This is a genomic window from Ruegeria sp. AH3 (assembly GCF_056536265.1).
Genome location: NZ_JBQFJL010000001.1, coordinates 45,932 through 65,661, shown reverse-complemented (window position 1 = coordinate 65,661; position 19,730 = coordinate 45,932). Strand labels below are relative to the sequence as shown.

The window sequence follows — 19,730 nt, the reverse complement described above, 5'->3', positions numbered from 1 at the left end:
AAGGATTAGTCTTGGGACGACTCTGTGGGAAAGCTGTGGATAAGTATGTAAACCTCATCAAACTTTCGGTCGGATCGGAAAGCGTCGACACGTTGATGGCGTGGCAGGACAGCCGAAAGCCGCTCTATGAAGACGGTTTCCCGCGCCACGTCACCCGCATGTGGCCCAAGCGCGAGGCTGAGATTCTGAATGGCGGTTCAATCTATTGGGTGATCAAGGGCGTCGTGCAATGCCGCCAGCGCATCCTCAGGCTGGATGAGGTGCGCGGCGAGGACGGTATCCGCCGTTGCGCCATCGTACTGGACCCCGAGGTGCACCGCACGCAAAATGCCCTGAAACGTCCTTTCCAAGGCTGGCGGTATCTGAAACCCGAGGATACGCCTGCCGACCTGCCGGAAACTCGCGAGCAGGACGACACCCTACCCGACGATCTGAACCGCGCACTGGCGGATATCGGCGTACTTTAGCGCAGGCGATCCAGCAGATCGTTCAGTATTGCTTTTTCGTCCGCGTCGCATTTCGCAACCCGGCTGCGCCACAACGTCGCCTGTGACTGCAGGATCAACCCGTCCGACAGAATTTTCAGGTGGTTCGCCCGCAGCGTCTCGCCGGTCGAGGTGATGTCCGCAATCGCCTCGGCGGTTTCGTTGACCACAGTGCCCTCTGTCGCGCCCTGGCTATCGACCAGCGTGTAATCTGCGACGCCTGCGTCGGTCAGGAATTCCCGAACCAAGCGATGATACTTCGTGGCGATGCGCAGCCGGTGACCATGGGCTTTACGGAAACCCGCCGCTGCCGCGTCCAGATCATCCAGAGTATCAACGTCGACCCAGCAGGCAGGCGCCGCAATGATCAGATCCGCCTTGCCAAAGCCCAGCGGCGCGACCTCTTCGACCTGCTGTTCCCAGCGCGGCAGCTTCTCTTGCACCAGATCGACGCCGGTGACGCCCAGATGAATGCGCCCGGCGGCCAGTTCACGGGGGATTTCTCCGGCGGAGAGCAGGATCAGCGAGACACCGTCGATCCCCTCGACCTTACCCGCATATTCGCGATCCGATCCGCTGCGCGACAGGGTGATGCCGCGCTTTTCGAACCATGCGAAGGTTTTATCCATCAACCGGCCCTTCGAAGGCACGCCCAGTTTCAGGCTCATTGCGCGCCCTCCTCGACTTCCAGCATCAGATCGGGGCGGATCACACCGCCGATGGCAGGGATCTCCGAGCCGTCACCCAACTGCCGGGTCAGCGCGTCATAGCGCCCGCCAGTTGCGACCGGCGGCAGATCAGGGCGGCCTTCGGCGTAGAAGCCAAAGACAAAACCGTCGTAATACTCCATCGATGTCCGGCCGTAGGATGCCTCAAAATCTAGCCGATCAACATTCACACCCCGCGCCTGCAGGGCAGCGATCCGGGCCTCGAGCCGATCCAGAGCGGGTGTAATCTGAGGCAGGTCGACCGCTACGTCGCGCAACTGTTCCAGCGCGAATGGCATGGTCTCGCGCACGTTCAGCAGCGTTTCCAGCCCGGCCAGTTCATTGTCCGAGATCGGCGGCGCGGCTCGGTCTTCGCGCAAAGCTTCGATCCGTTCAAGTATCTCCGGAGCGCGGCGCTTGCCGATCATGGGCGTATCCATCACCAATGGGTCGGCAGCGTCCAGCAGCGCATCCCGGCCCTCGGGCCCTGATTTGCGTCCGGCGTATCTGTCCAACAAAACGCGGAACCGGCGTGGCCGCCAGAGGTGCCGCATAAGCGCGGCTTTGCGACGGTCGGTTGTTTTCAGCCCGGCAACGGCAGCGGTCAGAATGCCGATATCGCCGGTCGCTGCCCGCAGCGGCAACCCACGCAGCTGCAGGGCAAACAACGAGAACACTTCGGCATCGGCCCCGGCGGGATCTTCGCGGTCAAAGACTTCGTAACCGACCTGAATATACTCGTTGGCCCGGTCCGGGTCGTGCTCCTGACGGCGAAACACTTCGCCGGAATAAGTATAACGCGCGGGCTCAGCTCCTTCGGACATGTGCATCTGGACCACCGGCAGAGTGAAATCCGGGCGCAGCATCTGCTCACCCCGCAGCGCGTCCGAGGTCACGTAGGCACGCGCGCGGATATCTTCCCCGTAAAGATCCAACAGCGTCCCGGCCGGTTGCAGCAGGGGCGTGTCCACCACCTGCGCGCCCGCCGCCTCGAACCGGACACGCATCATGGAGGCGCGGGCCTGTATCTGGGAACGGTTCGCCATGGGTTAGTCCTGACTGTCCAGAATTTCACGCACTTTGGCGACCAGATCGCCACGTGGCACTTCGAACTGGCTGGGGCGTTCTTTCCATTCCTCCAGCGTGGCGCTCTCGGCGATCTTGGCCCCAAGGATCAGGTCCTTGATCTGCACAATACCATTCGCCTTCTCATCGCCGCCTTCGATCACCGCAACCGGAGAGTTCCGTTTATCCGCATATTTCAGCTGATTGCCGAAGTTCTTGGGGTTGCCCAGATAGACCTCGGCCCGAATACCGGCATTGCGCAACTCGGCCACCATCGCCTGATAGTCGGCCATGCGGTCGCGGTCCATCACTGTGACAACCACGGGGCCTGTCGCCTGCGCGGTGATCCGGCCCTTCTCGCGCAGAGCGGCCAGCAGGCGGTCCACGCCAATCGAGATACCAGTTGCAGGCACTTCCTGCCCGGTGAAGCGTTTGACCAGATCGTCATAACGCCCGCCGCCTGACACCGATCCAAACTGCCGCTTGCGGCCTTTCTCATCGAATATCTCAAAGGTCAGTTCGGCCTCATAAACCGGCCCGGTATAGTAGCCGAGGCCACGTACGACCGAAGGATCAATCTCGATCCGATCCGCGCCATATCCGCCCGCATCCAGCAGAGCACCAATTTGTTCCAGCTCGGCAATACCATCCGCGCCGATCTTGCTGTCGCCTACGGCAACGCGCAGATTGGCCAGCGTCCCGGCAGTATCTGCAGCTTTGGAGGTCAGGAAGGCGATCACAGGCTCGGCCTGATCGTCGCTAAGGCCCACGCCGTCGATAAACGCGCCAGACGCATCCAGTCGGCCCTTGGTCAGCAGCTCGCGGACACCGGCCTCGCCCACCTTGTCGAACTTGTCGATGGTGCGCAGGACATTGTCACGGGCGGCGGCGTCTTCACCCAGTCCCATCGCCTCAAGCACGCCATTCAGAACCTTGCGGTTGTTCACGCGCACCAGATAGTCGCCGCGTGGAATGCCCACAGTCTCCAAGGTGTCCGAAAGCATGGCACAGATCTCGGCATCCGCAGCCATCGAGGCCGTGCCGACCGTATCCGCATCGCACTGATAAAACTGGCGATACCGCCCCGGCCCCGGCTTTTCGTTGCGCCAAACCGGACCCATCGCATAGCGACGATAGGGCGTCGGCAGATCGTTTCGGTGCTGCGCATAGACGCGGGCCAGAGGCGCGGTCAGATCATAGCGCAGGGCCATCCAGTCGCCGTTGCCGCCTTCGTCAAACTCCTGCCACGCAAACACACCTTCGTTCGGGCGGTCCACGTCGGGCAGGAACTTGCCCAGCGCCTCAACCGTCTCGACCGCGCTGCTCTCCAAAGCGTCGAACCCATAGCGATGATAGACGCCCGCAATCGTCCGCAGCATCTCGGTGCGCTGCGAGACTTCCTGGCCGAAATAGTCGCGGAACCCTTTTGGCGTGACGGCCTTGGGGCGGGGCTGTTTCTTGGGCTTGGCCATATGGGGCGTCCTTGGGGCTTAGTGTTCCGCGCGCGGTCTATCCCATGGCCTGCATCGGGGCAAGGCGGGGTTTCACTGGCCACGGCGTCACAGGGTCGCTATGAGACGCGTGTAAGGAGAACTCTATGCAGCATCTGGAAGAACAGATCGCCCATCTGACTCGCACCGTGGACGAGTTGAACGCGGTTGTGACCAAACAACAGAGCGAAATCGACCGCCTCACCCGCCGGATCGAGATGCTGCTACAGCGCGAGGCCGAACGGGCACAGGAAGGATCAGGCGGGGTCGTGTTCGGCGACGAACGCCCACCGCATTACTAAGCGGTCATAACCCCAGCGTAGATTTCACCGCGTTATCGACCACTCCTCCCAACAGGGCATCTTTGTCCGCTGCGCAACCCTCGGACAATGCAGCGATGAAGGTTTCGCGCAGTTGGGCTTTTTCTTCGTCGGTCGTCGCATGATCTTCGATATTGATCTGGCGATTGTAGAGCGACAGGGCCGTCATCTTTTCAACAACGGCCACAACAAAGGCTTCGTCACCATCCGCTTCTTCAGCAATCGAGGCGCATGTGTAGTGCATCACAGGCAACGCATCCTGCACCATCTGATCTGCAGCCTCGTCAGCTATCGACCAACCCGGCAGTAACACGCAAATCCCTGCAAAAACACTTCTGAATGAGGTCATACGCATGGCAGTCATTTCCAGTTATGTCCGATAATCGCCCCGGCTACACCACCGATCGCCGCGCCCTTGCCGTCACCGATCAGCGCACCAACACCGGCACCAATCAGCGCGCCTTCGATAGTCTTTTTCTTCTTTTTATCATCCGCAAATGCCGCGGTCGCCACGGTAAGCGAGATTGCACCCGCCAAAACCATCGCTCTGGAGCCAATACCTGAAAATGCCAAACCAATGCCCTCCTGTTTCACGCGTAAAGAGTGTGCAAAGGCAGCCTATCTGCGCGAAAACGCTGTGGCAATAAAACCGGCTTCTAAATCTCTTCGACCGACATGACACCGTCCAGCGATTTGATCGCCCCTTTGATCTGCGGGTTGATGGGGAAATCCTGGCCCAGGTCCATTTCGACATCCCCCGGCAGGGCGGGGTCCAGCAGACACAGCTGGATCGGCCCCTTACTGGCACCCTTGGCCGCAGTGCTCGCATCTTCCAGCACCTTTGCCACGGTCGGCAAGACCTCTGGCTGATCCAGATAGATACGCAAACCTGTTGCTCCGGCCTCGGCCACGACCGCATCGACCGGGCCGACAGATCGGCCCAGAAGCTTGAGCTGATCGGCCTCCATGGTTGCTTCGGCGGTCAGAACCACCTGCGCGCCGGTCTCCAGAAACTCGCGCGATTTCTCAAGCGTCTCCGAGAACAGCGTGACCTCGTAAGCTCCTGTCGGATCGGAGAGCTGCGCAAAAGCAAAGCGGTTGCCGCGGGCCGATTTCCTCTCTTGCCGTCCGGCGACGACGCCTGCCATTTTGGCAATCAATGGGCCTGAGCGGGCCTTTTCGATCACCTCATCCAGCGTCAGTACCTGTTTGCGCTTGAGCGCTGGCATGTAGTCGTCGAGCGGGTGGCCGGACAGGTAGAACCCGATCGCTTTAAACTCTTCGCTCAGACGTTCAGCTGGCAGCCAGTCGGGGCTGGGCGAAAGGCGCGGCTCGGGCAGGTCGTCCCCTGCTTCGCCAAACAGCGAGACCTGGTTGGAGTTTCTCTGCTCGTGGATCGCACTCGAATAGCTCACAAGCGCATCGAGGCTTTCGAACACGCGACGTCGATTGCCGTCCAGTTGATCGAACGCTCCGGCACGCGCCATCATCTCAAGCGGACGTTTGCCAACCTTCTTCAGGTCAACCCGGCGGGCAAAGTCGAACAGGTTGACAAAGGGCTTATCGTCTCGCCCCGCAACCACGAGATTCATCGCTTCAACACCTACGTTCTTGAGCGCGCCCAGCGCGTAGACAAGTTCTCCATCCACCACGTCGAACGTTGCAAGCGAACGGTTTACGCAGGGCGGCACATAAGGCAGGTCCAATCCTTTGCGGACCTCCTCAAAGTACACCGCCAACTTGTCGGTCAGATGAATATCGCAGTTCATGACACCCGCCATGAACTCGACCGGATGGTTCGCCTTCAGCCAACCGGTCTGATAACTGACCACCGCGTAAGCAGCGGCGTGAGATTTGTTGAAGCCGTAGTTGGCGAACTTGTCCAGCAGGTTCCAGACCTCGGTCGCCTTGGCCTCGTCCACATTGTTCTCAGCAGCGCCCTTGAGGAATTTGGGCCGTTCAGCATCCATCGCCTCCTGGATTTTCTTACCCATCGCGCGGCGCAACAGGTCCGCGCCGCCGAGGCTGTAGCCCGCCATTTCCTGGGCGATCTGCATCACCTGTTCCTGATAAACGATAATGCCTTGGGTTTCGTCCAGAATATGGTCGATGGAGGGATGTAATGTGTCCCGCTGGCTCAGCTTGTTCTTAACCTCGCAGAACTTGGGGATGTTCTCCATAGGGCCGGGACGGTAGAGCGCGACCAGCGCGATGATATCTTCGATGCAGTCGGGCTTCATACGCTTGAGCGCATCCATCATGCCCGAGCTTTCCACCTGGAACACCGCAACCGTTTTGGCCGCTGAATAGAGCCTGTACGTCGCTTCATCATCCAGCGGGATGGCGTTGATCTGGTTCACAGCTCCGTCAGCGGGTTCGTAGAGTTCCGTGCCATCGGGCGCTATGTGAAGGTCACGCCCGGATTTGAAGATCAGATCCATTGCGTTCTGGATCACAGTCAGCGTTTTCAGGCCAAGAAAGTCGAACTTGACCAGCCCGGCCTGCTCCACCCATTTCATGTTGAACTGTGTCGCGGGCATGTCGGACCGAGGGTCCTGATAGAGCGGCACCAGCGCATCCAGAGGGCGATCTCCGATCACAACCCCCGCCGCGTGGGTCGAAGCGTTCCGCAATAGGCCTTCGACTTGTTGGCCATAGGTAAGCAGACGCTCCACCACCTCTTCGTTTCGCGCCTCTTCCCGCAGACGCGGCTCGTCTTTTAGCGCCTTTTCGATGGAAACCGGTTTGACGCCCTCTACCGGGATCATCTTGGACAGGCGATCCACCTGCCCGTATGGCATCTGCAAGACTCGCCCGATATCGCGGACTGCAGCCTTCGACAGCAACGCACCAAAGGTGATGATCTGCCCCACCTTGTCGCGCCCGTATTTCTGCTGAACATAACGGATCACCTCTTCGCGGCGATCCATGCAGAAATCGATATCGAAGTCGGGCATCGAGACCCGTTCGGGATTCAGGAACCGCTCGAACAGCAGGCTGTAACGCAACGGGTCAAGGTCGGTGATTGTCAACGCGTAAGCCACCAGAGATCCGGCACCTGAGCCCCGCCCCGGCCCCACTGGAATGTCATGATCCTTTGCCCATTGGATAAAGTCCGCAACGATCAGGAAATACCCGGGAAAGCCCATACCTTCGATGATGCCGAGTTCGAAATCCAGCCGTTCCTGATATTCTTCGGGCGTTACCGCATGCGGAACAACGGCCAGACGTTTCTGCAAACCCTCATTGGCGATGCGGCGCAGTTCTGCCACCTCATCATCCGCGAATTTCGGTAGGATCGGATCGCGGCGATAGGCCATGAAGGCGCAGCGTCTGGCGATCTCGACCGTGTTCTCAATCGCTTCGGGCAGGTCGGCGAACAGTGTCACCATCTCTTGCTGCGACTTAAAATAATGCTGCGCGGTCAGGCGGCGGCGGCCTTCCTGCTGGTCGACATAGGCCCCCTCGGCGATACAGATCAGCGCGTCATGCGCCTCATACATATTCGAGGTCGGGAAATAGACATCGTTGGTGGCGACCAGCGGAAGGTTCTTGGTATAGGCCATCTCGACATGGCCACGCTCGGACAGACGCTCGGCCTCGGGCTGACCGTCCTCCCCGGGGTGCCGCTGTAGTTCGATATACAGGCGGTCCGGGAACATCTCTGCCAGCCGATCCACCAATGCCTCTGCTGCCGGGCGTTGCCCTTGCTGCAACAGCATCCCCACCGGCCCGTCGGGGCCACCGGTCAGACAGATCAGACCGTCTGATCGCTCCGCCAGCTCATCCAAAGTGACCTGCGGCAACTGACCACCCTTGTCTACATAGAGACAGGAGCTCAGCTTCATCAGGTTCTCATATCCCACCTCTGACTGTGCCAGCAGAACCAATGGCGCAGGAGGTTTGGTCTTTTCACCCGGCTGCACCCGAACGTATGTGAGATCAATCTGGCACCCCATGATGGGCTGGATGCCAGCCCCGCTTGCGGTTACCGAGAACTCGAGGGCTGAGAACATCGAATTGGTGTCTGTCACCGCAACGGCGGGCATGTCCATCTGCTCGCACAAGCCCGGCAACTTCTTCAGTCGCACGGCGCCTTCCAGCAGTGAATATTCGGTGTGAACGCGGAGGTGAATGAATCGAGGGGTACTGCTCATGACCCCTACGCTATCCCAGCCAGCGGCGCTGCAAAAGCGGGAACCGACGCTTTTGAATGCTTAAAAAATCGACGTTGATTATTTGGCTTTTCTAGAAGGTGCTTCGGGATTGATCTGGGGCCGAGTTCAAAAAGCGCTTTATTTACAAGCGACTGACTTTTAAACAAACGCGATATTTATAAGCCGCGCGGGTCCAATGGTGTATCATATAGGCAGTTTTTCTTGCCAGATAAGGTGCGCTGTTTCTAACATCTGATGGCAAGCTAACGCCCGCCACTCTTTCTACGTCGCATCGAAGGAGGGCCAAACGGGCGCAACCGGGTAACGCGACGGGTTTCTCGAATGAATATCACGTTTCTTCTGAACGGAGAGACAGTGGAGTTGACCGACGTTGATCCGACGGCTACCCTACTGGACTGGCTGCGCGAGGATCGCAGCCTGACCGGCACCAAGGAAGGCTGCAACGAGGGCGATTGCGGTGCTTGCACCGTCATGGTGACGGATGACGGTGGCCACAAGGCGTTGAACTCCTGCATCCTGTTCCTGCCTCAGCTACATGGCAAAGCCGTGCGCACCGTCGAAGGCGCAAGCGGCCCGAATGGCGAGACGCACCCGGTGCAACAGGCGATGGTAGACCTGCATGGCTCGCAATGCGGCTTCTGCACCCCCGGTTTTGTCATGTCGATGGTTGCCGGTCACGCGACTGGCGCGACGGATCATGACACTCAGCTTGCCGGAAACCTGTGTCGCTGCACCGGCTATGCGCCCATTATCCGAGCAGCGAAAGCCGCCGAGGAGCAACCTGTACCGGTTTGGGTCAAAGACAAACCCGTCGCAAGCCCTGCCGCGTCGCCGATGCTGCCGGGATCGTCCGACGAGCTTGCGGCTGTCTATGCCGAAAACCCCGATGCCACTCTGGTGGCCGGAGCGACCGATGTGGGTCTGTGGGTCACCAAGCAGTTGCGTGATCTGGACCCAGTGATCTTCCTCAATCGCTGCGAAGATCTGAAAGAGATCACCATCACCGACAAAGAAATCCGTTTCGGCGCCATGGTCGATATGAACCGTATAGGGGAGGCGCTTGCTGACCTGCACCCCTCTTATGCCGAAATGATCCGCCGCTACGCCAGCGTTCAGGTGCGCCACGCCGCGACCGTCGGTGGCAACATCGCCAATGGCTCGCCCATCGGGGACAACCCGCCTGCGCTTATTGCTTTGGGCGCAACTTTACACCTTCGCAAAGGCGAAGCCCGCCGGTCCCTTCCTTTGGAAGAGTTCTTTATCGACTACGGCAAGCAAGATCGCGCACCCGGTGAGTTTGTCGAAGCCGTCAGCTTCCCGCGTCAGACAGATCGCCTGAAAGCCTACAAACTCAGCAAACGGTTCGATCAGGACATTTCAGCTGTGTGCGGGTGTTTCAATATCACCGTTACGGACGGAGCAGTCACCGAAGCGCGCATCGCGTTTGGTGGCATGGCTGGTACTCCGAAACGGGCATCCCATGTCGAGGCCGCACTGATCGGCAAACCCTGGTCGCGCGAGACGATTGGCGCCGCGCTTCCTGCCTTTGCCGACGATTACTCACCACTCACGGACATGCGCGCCTCGGCCACCTATCGTCTGGAAACCGCCAAAGCGATGCTCGAGAGGTATTACTTCGAAGATCAGGGCGAGGTGACCAACGTATTGGAGGTGTCGGCATGAGCGTGACCAAACCCCTCCCCCACGATGCGGCCCCTTTGCATGTGTCCGGCTCGGCCCGTTATGTGGACGATATACCGACGCCAAAGAGTTCTCTGCATCTGGCCTTTGGGCTGAGCCCGATCGCCAAGGGCAAGATCACATCGATCGACCTGTCAGCTGTGAAAGCTGCCGAAGGCGTTGTCATGGTGATGACTGCTGAGGATTTGCCCTTCGCAAACGATGTCTCTCCGTCGATCCATGATGAGCCTCTGCTGTCAGACGGCACCATTCACTATATCGGCCAGCCTGTATTTCTGGTTGTCGCAACCAGCCATCTGGCCGCTCGCAAAGCCGCACGGCTTGGGAAGATCGACTACGCGGAAGAAACCCCGATCCTGACAGTCGAAGAGGCTCTAGCCGCTGACAGCCGGTTCGAAGGTGGCCCGCGCATTTACGCCAAGGGTGATGCAGATGCGGCTATCTCTGGCGCGACCCTCGTGATCGAAGGGTCTTTCGAACTTGGCGGACAAGAGCACTTCTACCTCGAAGGTCAAGCTGCATTGGCCGTGCCGAATGAAGGCGCGGACATGTTGGTGCACAGTTCGACCCAACACCCGACCGAGATTCAGCACAAAGTAGCCGACGCTTTGGGTGTTCCCATGCACGCGGTCCGGGTTGAAACCCGCCGGATGGGCGGAGGCTTTGGCGGCAAGGAAAGCCAAGGCAATGCTCTGGCAGTGGCTTGTGCTGTTGCAGCGCGTGCAACCGGCAAAGCCTGCAAGATGCGCTATGACCGCGATGACGACATGATCATCACCGGCAAGCGCCACGCATTCCGCATTTCCTACAAGGCCGGGTTCGATGCGAACGGGCACATTCAGGGCGTCTCGTTCCTACACCACGCAATCTGCGGCTGGGCACAGGACCTATCTCTGCCCGTCGCGGACCGAGCGATGCTGCATTCAGACAATGCCTATCTGCTGCCAAATGCCCGGATCGAGAGCCACCGGCTGAAGACGAACACCCAATCCGCCACCGCCTATCGCGGGTTCGGAGGCCCTCAGGGCATGGTCGGCATCGAACGCGTTATGGATCATGCGGCGTATGAGTTGGGGCTGGACCCAGTCGAACTACGCCGTCGCAACTATTATGAACCAGCGCACAAGGTTGCTGAGGCTGCGCCGGCAGAGAAACCACTGGGTCACCCCGACCCGCATGAAGACCTGACAAGCCGGGGCGCAGTTGAGATGGGGGACACCCCTGTGCGCCCCCTGCCCGCAGGCGGCAACACCACGCCCTACGGGATGGAGGTCAGCGATTTCGAACTGCACGGCATGACCGAAGCTCTGCTGAAATCCAGCGACTATGCCGCGCGCAAGGCAGCGATAGAAAAATGGAATGCCGAGAACAGCGTGATCAAGAAGGGCATCGCCTTCTCTCCGGTCAAATTCGGGATTTCCTTCACGCTGACTCATCTGAATCAGGCGGGCGCACTGGTGCATGTCTATCAGGACGGCTCGGTCCACCTGAACCATGGCGGCACCGAGATGGGGCAGGGTCTGTTCCAGAAGGTCGCTCAAGTCGCAGCATCCCGCTTTGGCATTCCGCTGGAGATGGTCAAGATTACTGCCACAGATACCGCCAAGGTGCCGAACACCTCGGCCACAGCAGCGTCTTCGGGCAGTGACCTGAACGGTATGGCAGTGAAAGCCGCCTGCGACACGATCCGCGACCGGATGGCTGACTATCTGGCCGAGCGGCACCAAGCCGATCCGTCAACTGTTACCTTCTCGGACGGCCACGTTTCGGTCGGCGAAGAACGCTATACCTTCGCCGAAGCTGCTGCGTTGGCCTATCAGGGTCGTATCAGCCTGTCGGCAACCGGGTTCTACAAAACACCCAAAATCGAATGGGACCGGATCGCCGGGCGCGGTCGTCCGTTCTTTTACTTTGCCTACGGAGCCTCAATCACCGAGGTCGCCGTCGACACACTGACCGGCGAGAACCGCATCCTGCGCACCGATATTCTGCATGATGCCGGTGCCTCGCTGAACCCAGCGCTGGATATCGGACAGGTTGAGGGCGGTTATGTGCAAGGTGCCGGCTGGCTGACGACCGAGGAACTGGTCTGGGACGGCAAGGGCAATCTGCGCACGCACGCGCCCTCGACCTACAAAATCCCGGCCTGCTCGGACCGACCTGACATCTTCAACGTTGCACTTTGGGACGGCGAGAACCGCGAGGACACGATCTATCGTTCCAAAGCCGTCGGAGAGCCGCCGTTCATGCTGGGCATATCGGCGTGGCTGGCGTTGTCGAATGCGGTTGCAGCCTGCGGCGACAGCTACCCGGCGCTGAATGCTCCTGCCACGGCCGAGGAAGTCTGGCACGGCGTCCAAAGGATGAAGGGAGGCATCTGATGGGATTTGATCGAGAGGCTTTGAGGGAGGCGGTCAAAACCCACGGGAAAGTCACCCGGGTGGTCATTGCTGCGATCAAGGGGTCATCCCCGCGCGAAGTCGGCGCTGCAATGCTGGTTTGGGAACACGGGCAAAGCGGCACAATTGGTGGTGGGGCACTGGAATTTCAGGCGGCAGAGATCGCGCGGAAACAAACAGCCCAATCCCGCCTGACCCACCACGCGCTCGGTCCTGATATGGGGCAATGTTGCGGTGGAGTGGTTTCGCTGTTCAGCGAAGTCTTTGATCTAAAGGCGGTTGCAGCGCTCGACGACACGATCATAGTGCGGTCTGCCTCGGAAGGCGAAATGCCTCTGTCCGTGAAAAGGTTGCTGGCAACTGAGCGCGGTCAGGGGATTGCGCCCGAACCGCAACTGATCGACGGCTGGATGGTTGAGCCGGTCCACAAGCCAACCCGGAACCTATGGATATTGGGCGCAGGCCATGTCGGACGGGCACTGGTGGATGTTCTGTCCCCCTTGCCCGACATTGCGATCACCTGGGTCGACACCGGACCTGAGCGCTTCCCAGCCTTGGTCCCAACTGGTGTCACTACAGTTCCAGCTGCCAAACCGACCGAGCTGGTTCGCCATGCACCGGTCGATGCCGAGCACCTTGTGCTTACTTATTCACACAATCTGGATCTGGAATTGTGCAACCGGCTGCTTTTGCACGATTTCCGCTTTGCGGGGCTGATCGGCTCAGCTACGAAATGGGCGCGATTCCGGTCGCGGCTGGCAGCCCTTGGGCATTCGCCCGAGCGGATCAGCCGGATCACTTGTCCAATCGGCGATCCCGGCTTGGGCAAACACCCGCAAATGATCGCCGTCGGTGTCGCCGCGCAACTGTTGCGTCCGGCCCGACAAACCGAGTTGAAGAAGGACCTGAGCGCGTGACCACTCCACTTTTGAGCTTGCAAGGGCTGACCAAGGCCTATCCCGGCGTCGTGGCCAATGATCAGGTGTCTTTTGACATCGGCGAAGGCGAGGTTCACGCCTTGCTAGGCGAAAACGGCGCGGGCAAATCCACGCTGGTGAAGATGATCTACGGATTAGTGAAACCCGACAGCGGCACGATGCTGCTGCGCGGCCAACCTTTTGCGCCGCCAGAACCGCGTGCGGCGCGCGGCGATGGGATCGCGATGGTGTTCCAGCACTTCTCGCTGTTTGACGCACTGAACGTGGCCGAGAACATCGCGCTGGGGATGGAGAACCCGCCCCCGATGGGTGACCTGGCCTCGCGTATCCGCGAAGTGTCCGAGACCTACGGCTTGCCTCTCGACCCCTACCGAACCGTTGGAGACCTGTCCGCAGGTGAACGCCAGCGGGTAGAGATCATCCGCTGCCTGCTACAGGACCCGAAGCTGTTGATCATGGACGAGCCAACCTCCGTTCTGACACCGCAGGAGGTTGATATCCTTTTTGAGACGCTGAACAAATTGCGCTCCGAAGGCACCTCGATCCTCTATATCTCGCATAAATTGGAAGAAATTCGCACCCTGTGTGACCACGCGACGATCCTGCGTCTGGGCAAGAATGTGGGCGAGTGTGTCCCGGCTGAGACCTCGGCGCGTGACATGGCCGAGATGATGGTGGGCTCGACCCTGCAGACACCGGAGCGATCGGGGCGTGAGTTCGGGGATGTTGCGCTGGATGTCAGTGGGTTGTCGGTGCCGTCGCCATCAGAGTTCGGTACGGCGCTGAAGAATATCCACATGACCGTCCGCAAGGGCGAGGTTCTGGGCATTGGTGGCGTCGCTGGGAACGGCCAGGACGAACTGCTGGGTGTGCTGTCAGGTGAAATTCAGACGGCCGCCGACGCGATCAAATTCAACGGTCAGCGTATTGGTAAACTCGGCCCGACTGCCAGGCGGAAACTAGGCGTGCTGACCGCGCCCGAAGAACGGCTGGGTCACGCGGCGGCGCCGGATATGAGCCTGACCGAAAACGCCCTGCTGACCGGTTCGGTCCGCGAAGGGCTTGAGAGTAACGGCTTCCTTAAATGGACCGAAACAAAGAGCTTTGCTGAGAAGATCATCAGCGCTTTTGACGTCCGGACGCCGGGCCCTGAGAACGCGGCGCGCTCGCTGTCGGGAGGGAACCTGCAGAAGTTCGTGATCGGTCGCGAAGTGTTGCAGAACCCGGATGTTCTGGTGGTGAACCAGCCGACATGGGGCGTGGATGCGGCGGCGGCGGCCTCGATCCGGCAGGCCATTCTGGATCTGGCGGCCAAGGGAACTGCGGTCATCTGCATCTCGCAAGACCTCGATGAACTGATGGAAATCTCCGACAGCTTTGCCGCACTGAACGAAGGACGACTAAGCGCCCCGCGCGAAACCACGGGCCTGACCGTTGACGAGATCGGGCTGATGATGGGCGGTGCGCATGGCATGGAGGTGGCCCATGTCTAAACAGTTAAAAGAAAAGAGAAACACGGGGGTATGAGCAGATGATTGTGTTGGAGAAACGGCCTCAGCCGTCCAAGGCGTGGTCTTATTCCACCCCATTGGTCGCGGTGCTGGCAACGATGGTTTTTGGCGGCATCCTGTTCGCCATTCTGGGCAAGAACCCGGTCGAGGCCATCGGCACCATTTTCTGGGAACCGCTGTTTGGTGAGTTCGCGTTCTATTACCGCCCGCAATTGCTGGTTAAAGGCGCGCCGCTGGTGCTGATCGCCATCGGTCTGTCACTGGGCTTCCGCGCCGGTATTTGGAATATCGGGGCCGAGGGGCAGTACATCATGGGTGCCATCTTTGGCGCCGGTGCTGGTCTGGCCTTCTACCCTCTGGATGCGTTCTACATCTTTCCGATCATGGTGATTGCGGGCGCGTTTGGCGGCTGGCTGTGGGCGATGATCCCGGCCTTCCTGAAGGTGCGCTTTGGTACCAACGAAATCCTTGTGTCGCTGATGCTGGTCTATGTGGCCGAGCAGATGCTGGCCTCGGTTTCGCTGGGTCTGTTGAAAAATCCCGAAGGGTTCGGTTTTCCGGGCTCGCGTAATCTGCAGTCCTATGACAGCGCTCATAATGCCGAGCTGATTGCAGGATCAGGGATGCATTGGGGTGTCGTCACGGCTTTGATCGCTGTGATCTTCGCCTATGTGCTGCTGAACCGACACATGCTGGGCTTCCACATCCGCCTGACAGGCGAAGCGCCTCGGGCCGCGAAGTTTGCCGGTGTGAACCCTGCTCGCCTGATCCTGTTCTGTTTGGGTCTGTCCGGCGCTCTCGCTGGTCTGGCGGGGATGTTTGAAGTCTCGGGCCCCTCTGGCGTGGTCAGCATCGACTTTAACGTCGGCTATGGCTTTACCGCGATTATCGTGGCCTTCCTGGGCCGCCTGCACCCGGTGGGCATCCTGCTGGCTGGTGGGCTGATGGCGCTGACCTATATCGGCGGTGAAATCGCGCAGTCGCAGCTGGGTCTGCCTGCCGCTGCCATTCAGGTGTTTCAGGGCATGCTTCTGTTCTTCCTGCTGGCTTTCGATCTTCTGACAAACTACCGCATCCGTGCGGCCCGTAGCGAGGTAGCGTAATATGGACCTTGGTGAAATTAACCCCGTCCTTCTGGTCGCCTCGCTGATGGTGGCCGCAACCCCCCTGCTGCTGGCCGCGATCGGAGAGCTGGTCGTCGAAAAGGCAGGCGTCCTGAACCTCGGCGTCGAAGGCATGATGATCGTCGGCGCAATCAGCGGCTTTGCGATCTCGGTCGAAACCGGCTCACCCTGGTTGGGCTTTATCGCGGCTGCCATAGGCGGTGCGGTTCTGTCGCTACTGTTCGTATTGCTGACGCAGGTGGCATTGGCCAACCAAGTGGCAAGTGGCCTTGCCTTGACCCTCTTCGGCCTCGGCTTCAGCGCCCTGATGGGCCAGAGCTATGTGGGCGTCAAACCCCCGGACATGGCCGATATCCACATCCCATTGATCAGCGATATCCCGGTGATCGGCCCGATCCTGTTCCAGCATGACCCAATCCTCTATGTCGGCATCGCGTTGACGGCGGCCGTTTGGGCCACGCTGAAATACACCCGTGTCGGTCTGATCCTGCGCGCGGTGGGTGAAAACCACGATGCGGCACACGCGCTTGGATACAAAGTCATCAAAATCCGCATCATGGCGATCCTGTTCGGTGGCGCTTGCGCGGGCCTTGGTGGGGCTTACATCAGCCTGATCCGCGTCCCTCAATGGACCGAAGGTATGACCGCCGGCGTTGGTTGGATCGCTCTTGCGCTGGTGGTCTTCGCCAGCTGGAAACCATGGCGGGCCTTGCTGGGCGCCTATTTGTTCGGCGGCATCACCGTGTTGCAGCTTAATTTACAGGCAGCGGGCGTTGCCATTCCTGTCGAGTATCTGGCAATGTCGCCCTATATCATCACGATCCTTGTGCTTGTGATCCTTTCGGCCGACAAGAGCAGCGCACCTGCCGCATTGGGCCGGACCTTCCATGCCTCACACTAGGGGCTAACTAAACCAACTTGGGGAGTAACACATGAAATTCACTACACTTCTGGCAAGCGCCGCCATGGCGCTGGGTCTGGCCTCGGGGGCCATGGCTCAAGACAAGACCAAGGTCGGTTTCGTCTATGTCGGCCCGGTGGGCGACGGCGGTTGGACCTATGAACATAACAAGGGCCGCTTGGCCGTAGAGGAAGAGTTTGGCGACAAGGTTGAAACCGTCTTCGTCGAATCCGTTCCCGAAGGTCCGGACGCCGAACGCGTGATGACCCAGATGGCACTGGAAGGCGCTGATCTGATCTTCACCACATCGTTTGGTTACATGGACCCGACGATCAACGTGGCCAAGAAATTCCCGAACGTGAAGTTCGAGCACGCGACCGGTTACAAGACCGCCGACAACGTCTCGGTCTACTCGGCCCGTTTCTACGAAGGTCGCGCCGTTCAGGGCCATATCGCAGGCAAGATGACCAAGTCGAACATCATCGGTTACATCGGTTCCTACCCGATCCCCGAAGTGATCCGCGGCATCAACTCGGCCTATATCCACGCCAAGAAGGTGAACCCGGATGTCGAGTTCAAGATCGTCTGGGCCTACACCTGGTTCGACCCAGCGAAAGAGGCTGATGCCGCCACCGTTCTGATCGAACAGGGCGCGGACGTGATCCTGCAACACACCGACTCGACCGCGCCACAGGCGGCTGCGCAAGAGGCGGGCAACGTCGTTACCTTCGGTCAGGCCTCGGACATGAGCGAATACGCTCCGTTCCCGCGCGTCAGCTCGATCATCGACAACTGGGCGCCTTACTACATCGCGCGCACCCAAGCGGTGATGGATGGCTCGTGGGAGACCGTGAACACATGGGACGGCATCCGCGAAGGCATGGTTGAGATCGGCGAGATTTCAGATGCGGTTCCCGCCGACGTCAAGGAAGAAGCGCTGGCGATGAAAGCCTCCATGGCTGCGGGTGAGTACCACCCCTTCACCGGACCGCTGAAAAAGCAGGATGGCAGCGACTGGCTGGCTGAGGGCGAAGTGGCCGATGACGGCACACTTGCGGGCATGAACTTCTACGTCGAAGGGCTGGAAGGCGAAATTCCACAGTAAGATGAAATTCCGCAGTAAGATCGAGACAAGCTGACTAACCAAAGGCCCGCACATCAGGCGGGCCTTTTTTTGATTCAGATTACCGGATCACCCTGCGTGATCAAAAGCGGCGCGAAGCAGCGGGCGGTATTCGGGCAAGGCCAGATTCGACAAGTCTCAGGCTTGCTGCAAGCTGAACCACTCAAGATGCGAGTGTTCATGGTTGTTGATAACGGGAGCCCCGCCCTGCCATTTCTGGACCAGAAAAAACCGGTAAACCGGCGGCGTTTCAGCATTGACCCCGGTATCGACGATTTGATCGAAATAGCGGGGTTCGATGGGTGAAATGGCGATTTCCTCGTTCAGTTCACGGATAAGAGCCTGCTCAGGCGTTTCTCCGATTTCGATTTTTCACCAACGAAATCCCAGCAATTCGGATAGGACGCCCGAAAATGCGCGCGCCGCCCGAGCAGCACTTTTTCGTCCTGCATGATAATGGCGCACGCATATTCGGAAGAGCGGTTGGGACCGGTCATGTAGCTTACCTGAATGCCTTGTCTCAGCAAAAAGCTGGAACCGGTTTATTCCCGCTCAATGCCCGCTCAGAACCAGCGTGTTCACTGGCATCAGTATCAAGCGCAACCGCAGGCCCGCTGCATGAACGACGCCAATCGTATCCACCACATGCAGGAATGACTTTTTCCAGAAACCCAGATCCTCATGCTCTAACCGTTCGTGATTGTCGGTATAGACATTCGCCAGACAATTGCTGCCCGGTGGTACATCGTCGGCCATGCTCTCATAGAGCGGCTCAAGATAGACAAGGATCGAGCCTGGGTTGGTGTTGTTCTGCACGTCCCGCAGCTCATCCGTGGGGCGGATCTGGCCCGAGGGGATCACATCCTGCACCTCGACCACCACCACGGGGATCACGGTGAAAGGTTTGGTCATGCAGCCCAGCTCTCCGATCATGCCGGGTTTGATGACCTGCGCGGACAACTGGTTAAACGCGGCCTGAAACCGGTTGTGACCCGAGTTGGATGGCACAAGAATACCCGCAGGGCGCAGAAGCGGGCTGACATAATCGCCAACCTGCAAACCGAATTGTTCAACCCGACCACTCACGCCCGCACTGACCACGGTTTTTTCGAGTTCCGTGAGCGCCGCATCCAGCTGCGCGTTGGCGCTGGCCAGTTGCGCAGGGATCAGCTCTTCGATCTGTTGCACGACGGCTGCGCGCTGCGAGACCGCTGCGTTGACCTGGGCCTCGCGTTCGGCAACCAGATTTTCGAGCCGGTCGATTTCAGCCAGACGCACTGCGCTGGATCCTTCATCGCGTAGGGTTGTGTTACGCTCCAGATCCTCCAGCGCCTGATCAAGGGCGGCACGCGCGCCCGCGATCCCTGCCTCAGCCTCGGCCAGATCGGTCTGGGCCACTTTCAACGAGGCTTGAACCTGTGCGATCTGCGCATTGGCGGCCTCAACCTGAGCGGTCTGGGCGAAATCCTCGATCCGGAAGATCGGTTGACCTGCGGTGACCTGTTCATTGTTGCGCACATAAACCTCGGACACGCGCCCGCCCAGTTGCGGCAGGATCGTCACGGTGCGGAAATAGGACGCCGCAGTTTTGCTGGATGGGTGGAAGTAAAACAGCGTCGTAATCACCGTCAGCGCCAGAATGGCACAGGTCGTGAGGCCCCAGCGCAGCTCGTACCACATGGTGAACAGGGTGATCTCATGCCCGATCCGCTTGCCTTGCACAAAACGACGGAACAGATAGTCGGGAAGCACGGTAATCAGTGCGCACAGCATCGTCTCAATCATGGT

Annotated in this window: 18 protein-coding genes; 9 read left to right on the top strand and 9 right to left on the bottom strand. The window is 59.5% G+C overall.

Features of this window, described 5'->3' with window-relative positions; all coding sequences use genetic code 11:
* Window positions 1–35: 35 nt before the first annotated feature.
* Window positions 36–467, top strand: a complete 432-nt coding sequence (locus tag ACR3EM_RS00385) for a DUF1489 family protein (protein ID WP_480468846.1) — start codon at window positions 36–38, stop codon at window positions 465–467.
* On the opposite strand, the gene hisG is transcribed toward ACR3EM_RS00385, so the two are convergent.
* Genes hisG through hisS form a run of 3 tightly spaced genes read right to left on the bottom strand, consistent with a single transcriptional unit; the run spans window position 464 to window position 3,729 of the window.
* On the bottom strand, window positions 464–1,153 hold the full coding sequence (gene hisG / locus ACR3EM_RS00380) for an ATP phosphoribosyltransferase (protein WP_480468845.1): 690 nt from the start codon (window positions 1,151–1,153) through the stop codon (window positions 464–466). The two genes, ACR3EM_RS00385 and hisG, sit on opposite strands and share 4 nt — an antisense overlap.
* Window positions 1,150–2,238, bottom strand: a complete 1,089-nt coding sequence (locus ACR3EM_RS00375; protein WP_480468844.1) for an ATP phosphoribosyltransferase regulatory subunit — start codon at window positions 2,236–2,238, stop codon at window positions 1,150–1,152. The genes hisG and ACR3EM_RS00375 overlap by 4 nt, the downstream gene beginning before the upstream one ends.
* A 3-nt stretch (window positions 2,239–2,241) precedes the next feature.
* Window positions 2,242–3,729, bottom strand: a complete 1,488-nt coding sequence (hisS, locus tag ACR3EM_RS00370; protein ID WP_480468843.1) for a histidine--tRNA ligase — start codon at window positions 3,727–3,729, stop codon at window positions 2,242–2,244.
* 125 nt (window positions 3,730–3,854) lie between these two features.
* On the opposite strand from hisS, the gene ACR3EM_RS00365 reads away from it, so the two are divergent.
* The gene (locus ACR3EM_RS00365) at window positions 3,855–4,049 is read left to right on the top strand and encodes a SlyX family protein (RefSeq protein ID WP_480468842.1); all 195 of its coding nucleotides are present in this window, start codon (window positions 3,855–3,857) and stop codon (window positions 4,047–4,049) included.
* A gap of 4 nt (window positions 4,050–4,053) precedes the next feature.
* On the opposite strand, the gene ACR3EM_RS00360 is transcribed toward ACR3EM_RS00365, so the two are convergent.
* The 3 genes from ACR3EM_RS00360 to dnaE all read right to left on the bottom strand — a co-directional run bounded on the left by ACR3EM_RS00360 (window position 4,054) and on the right by dnaE (window position 8,224).
* Entirely contained in the window at window positions 4,054–4,416 is a 363-nt protein-coding gene (locus ACR3EM_RS00360; RefSeq protein ID WP_480468841.1) for a hypothetical protein, read from the bottom strand.
* Between the two features lie 11 nt (window positions 4,417–4,427).
* The gene (locus tag ACR3EM_RS00355) at window positions 4,428–4,661 is read right to left on the bottom strand and encodes a YMGG-like glycine zipper-containing protein (protein ID WP_480468840.1); all 234 of its coding nucleotides are present in this window, start codon (window positions 4,659–4,661) and stop codon (window positions 4,428–4,430) included.
* A 62-nt stretch (window positions 4,662–4,723) separates the two neighbouring features.
* Window positions 4,724–8,224, bottom strand: coding sequence for a DNA polymerase III subunit alpha (dnaE, locus tag ACR3EM_RS00350; protein ID WP_480468839.1), 3,501 nt, complete (start codon window positions 8,222–8,224; stop codon window positions 4,724–4,726).
* Window positions 8,225–8,566: 342 nt separating this feature from the next.
* Here dnaE and xdhA point away from each other — a divergent pair, with 342 nt between their 5' ends.
* Genes xdhA through ACR3EM_RS00315 form a run of 7 tightly spaced genes read left to right on the top strand, consistent with a single transcriptional unit; the run spans window position 8,567 to window position 17,924 of the window.
* Complete coding sequence (gene xdhA / locus ACR3EM_RS00345; RefSeq protein WP_480468838.1) at window positions 8,567–9,928, top strand: xanthine dehydrogenase small subunit; 1,362 nt, start codon at window positions 8,567–8,569, stop codon at window positions 9,926–9,928.
* On the top strand, window positions 9,925–12,327 hold the full coding sequence (gene xdhB / locus ACR3EM_RS00340) for a xanthine dehydrogenase molybdopterin binding subunit (protein ID WP_480468837.1): 2,403 nt from the start codon (window positions 9,925–9,927) through the stop codon (window positions 12,325–12,327). Before xdhA ends, xdhB begins: the two co-directional genes overlap by 4 nt.
* A complete protein-coding gene (xdhC, locus tag ACR3EM_RS00335) occupies window positions 12,327–13,262 on the top strand; it encodes a xanthine dehydrogenase accessory protein XdhC (RefSeq protein ID WP_480468836.1) in 936 nt (311 codons plus the stop codon). The genes xdhB and xdhC overlap by 1 nt, the downstream gene beginning before the upstream one ends.
* The gene (locus ACR3EM_RS00330; protein ID WP_480468835.1) at window positions 13,259–14,776 is read left to right on the top strand and encodes an ABC transporter ATP-binding protein; all 1,518 of its coding nucleotides are present in this window, start codon (window positions 13,259–13,261) and stop codon (window positions 14,774–14,776) included. Before xdhC ends, ACR3EM_RS00330 begins: the two co-directional genes overlap by 4 nt.
* Window positions 14,777–14,814: 38 nt before the next feature.
* Entirely contained in the window at window positions 14,815–15,897 is a 1,083-nt protein-coding gene (locus tag ACR3EM_RS00325; RefSeq protein WP_480468834.1) for an ABC transporter permease, read from the top strand.
* Between the two features lies 1 nt (window position 15,898).
* The gene (locus tag ACR3EM_RS00320; protein ID WP_480468833.1) at window positions 15,899–16,819 is read left to right on the top strand and encodes an ABC transporter permease; all 921 of its coding nucleotides are present in this window, start codon (window positions 15,899–15,901) and stop codon (window positions 16,817–16,819) included.
* A 31-nt stretch (window positions 16,820–16,850) separates the two neighbouring features.
* Window positions 16,851–17,924, top strand: a complete 1,074-nt coding sequence (locus ACR3EM_RS00315; protein WP_480468832.1) for a BMP family ABC transporter substrate-binding protein — start codon at window positions 16,851–16,853, stop codon at window positions 17,922–17,924.
* 156 nt (window positions 17,925–18,080) lie between these two features.
* On the opposite strand, the gene ACR3EM_RS00310 is transcribed toward ACR3EM_RS00315, so the two are convergent.
* From ACR3EM_RS00310 to ACR3EM_RS00300, 3 genes are read right to left on the bottom strand one after another with little or no spacing between them, the layout of a single operon-like run.
* On the bottom strand, window positions 18,081–18,257 hold the full coding sequence (locus ACR3EM_RS00310; RefSeq protein WP_480471872.1) for a hypothetical protein: 177 nt from the start codon (window positions 18,255–18,257) through the stop codon (window positions 18,081–18,083).
* 8 nt (window positions 18,258–18,265) lie between these two features.
* Window positions 18,266–18,439, bottom strand: a complete 174-nt coding sequence (locus tag ACR3EM_RS00305) for a hypothetical protein (protein ID WP_480468831.1) — start codon at window positions 18,437–18,439, stop codon at window positions 18,266–18,268.
* A 55-nt stretch (window positions 18,440–18,494) separates the two neighbouring features.
* Window positions 18,495–19,727 carry an HlyD family secretion protein gene (locus ACR3EM_RS00300; protein ID WP_480468830.1) on the bottom strand — a complete coding sequence of 411 codons (1,233 nt, stop codon included), beginning with the start codon at window positions 19,725–19,727 and terminating at the stop codon, window positions 18,495–18,497.
* Window positions 19,728–19,730 lie beyond the last annotated feature (3 nt).

Excerpts from the sequence above, each read along its gene's own strand:
- hisG (WP_480468845.1), bottom strand. The coding sequence starts at position 1,153 with ATGAGCCTGAAACTGGGCGTGCCTTCGAAGGGCCGGTTGATGGATAAA.
- ACR3EM_RS00300 (WP_480468830.1), bottom strand. The coding sequence starts at position 19,727 with ATGATTGAGACGATGCTGTGCGCACTGATTACCGTGCTTCCCGACTAT.
- dnaE (WP_480468839.1), bottom strand. The coding sequence starts at position 8,224 with ATGAGCAGTACCCCTCGATTCATTCACCTCCGCGTTCACACCGAATAT.
- xdhA (WP_480468838.1), top strand. The coding sequence starts at position 8,567 with ATGAATATCACGTTTCTTCTGAACGGAGAGACAGTGGAGTTGACCGAC.
- ACR3EM_RS00365 (WP_480468842.1), top strand. The coding sequence starts at position 3,855 with ATGCAGCATCTGGAAGAACAGATCGCCCATCTGACTCGCACCGTGGAC.
- ACR3EM_RS00375 (WP_480468844.1), bottom strand. The coding sequence starts at position 2,238 with ATGGCGAACCGTTCCCAGATACAGGCCCGCGCCTCCATGATGCGTGTC.
- ACR3EM_RS00305 (WP_480468831.1), bottom strand. The coding sequence starts at position 18,439 with ATGACCGGTCCCAACCGCTCTTCCGAATATGCGTGCGCCATTATCATG.
- ACR3EM_RS00315 (WP_480468832.1), top strand. The coding sequence starts at position 16,851 with ATGAAATTCACTACACTTCTGGCAAGCGCCGCCATGGCGCTGGGTCTG.
- ACR3EM_RS00320 (WP_480468833.1), top strand. The coding sequence starts at position 15,899 with ATGGACCTTGGTGAAATTAACCCCGTCCTTCTGGTCGCCTCGCTGATG.
- hisS (WP_480468843.1), bottom strand. The coding sequence starts at position 3,729 with ATGGCCAAGCCCAAGAAACAGCCCCGCCCCAAGGCCGTCACGCCAAAA.
- xdhC (WP_480468836.1), top strand. The coding sequence starts at position 12,327 with ATGGGATTTGATCGAGAGGCTTTGAGGGAGGCGGTCAAAACCCACGGG.
- xdhB (WP_480468837.1), top strand. The coding sequence starts at position 9,925 with ATGAGCGTGACCAAACCCCTCCCCCACGATGCGGCCCCTTTGCATGTG.
- ACR3EM_RS00325 (WP_480468834.1), top strand. The coding sequence starts at position 14,815 with ATGATTGTGTTGGAGAAACGGCCTCAGCCGTCCAAGGCGTGGTCTTAT.
- ACR3EM_RS00360 (WP_480468841.1), bottom strand. The coding sequence starts at position 4,416 with ATGACCTCATTCAGAAGTGTTTTTGCAGGGATTTGCGTGTTACTGCCG.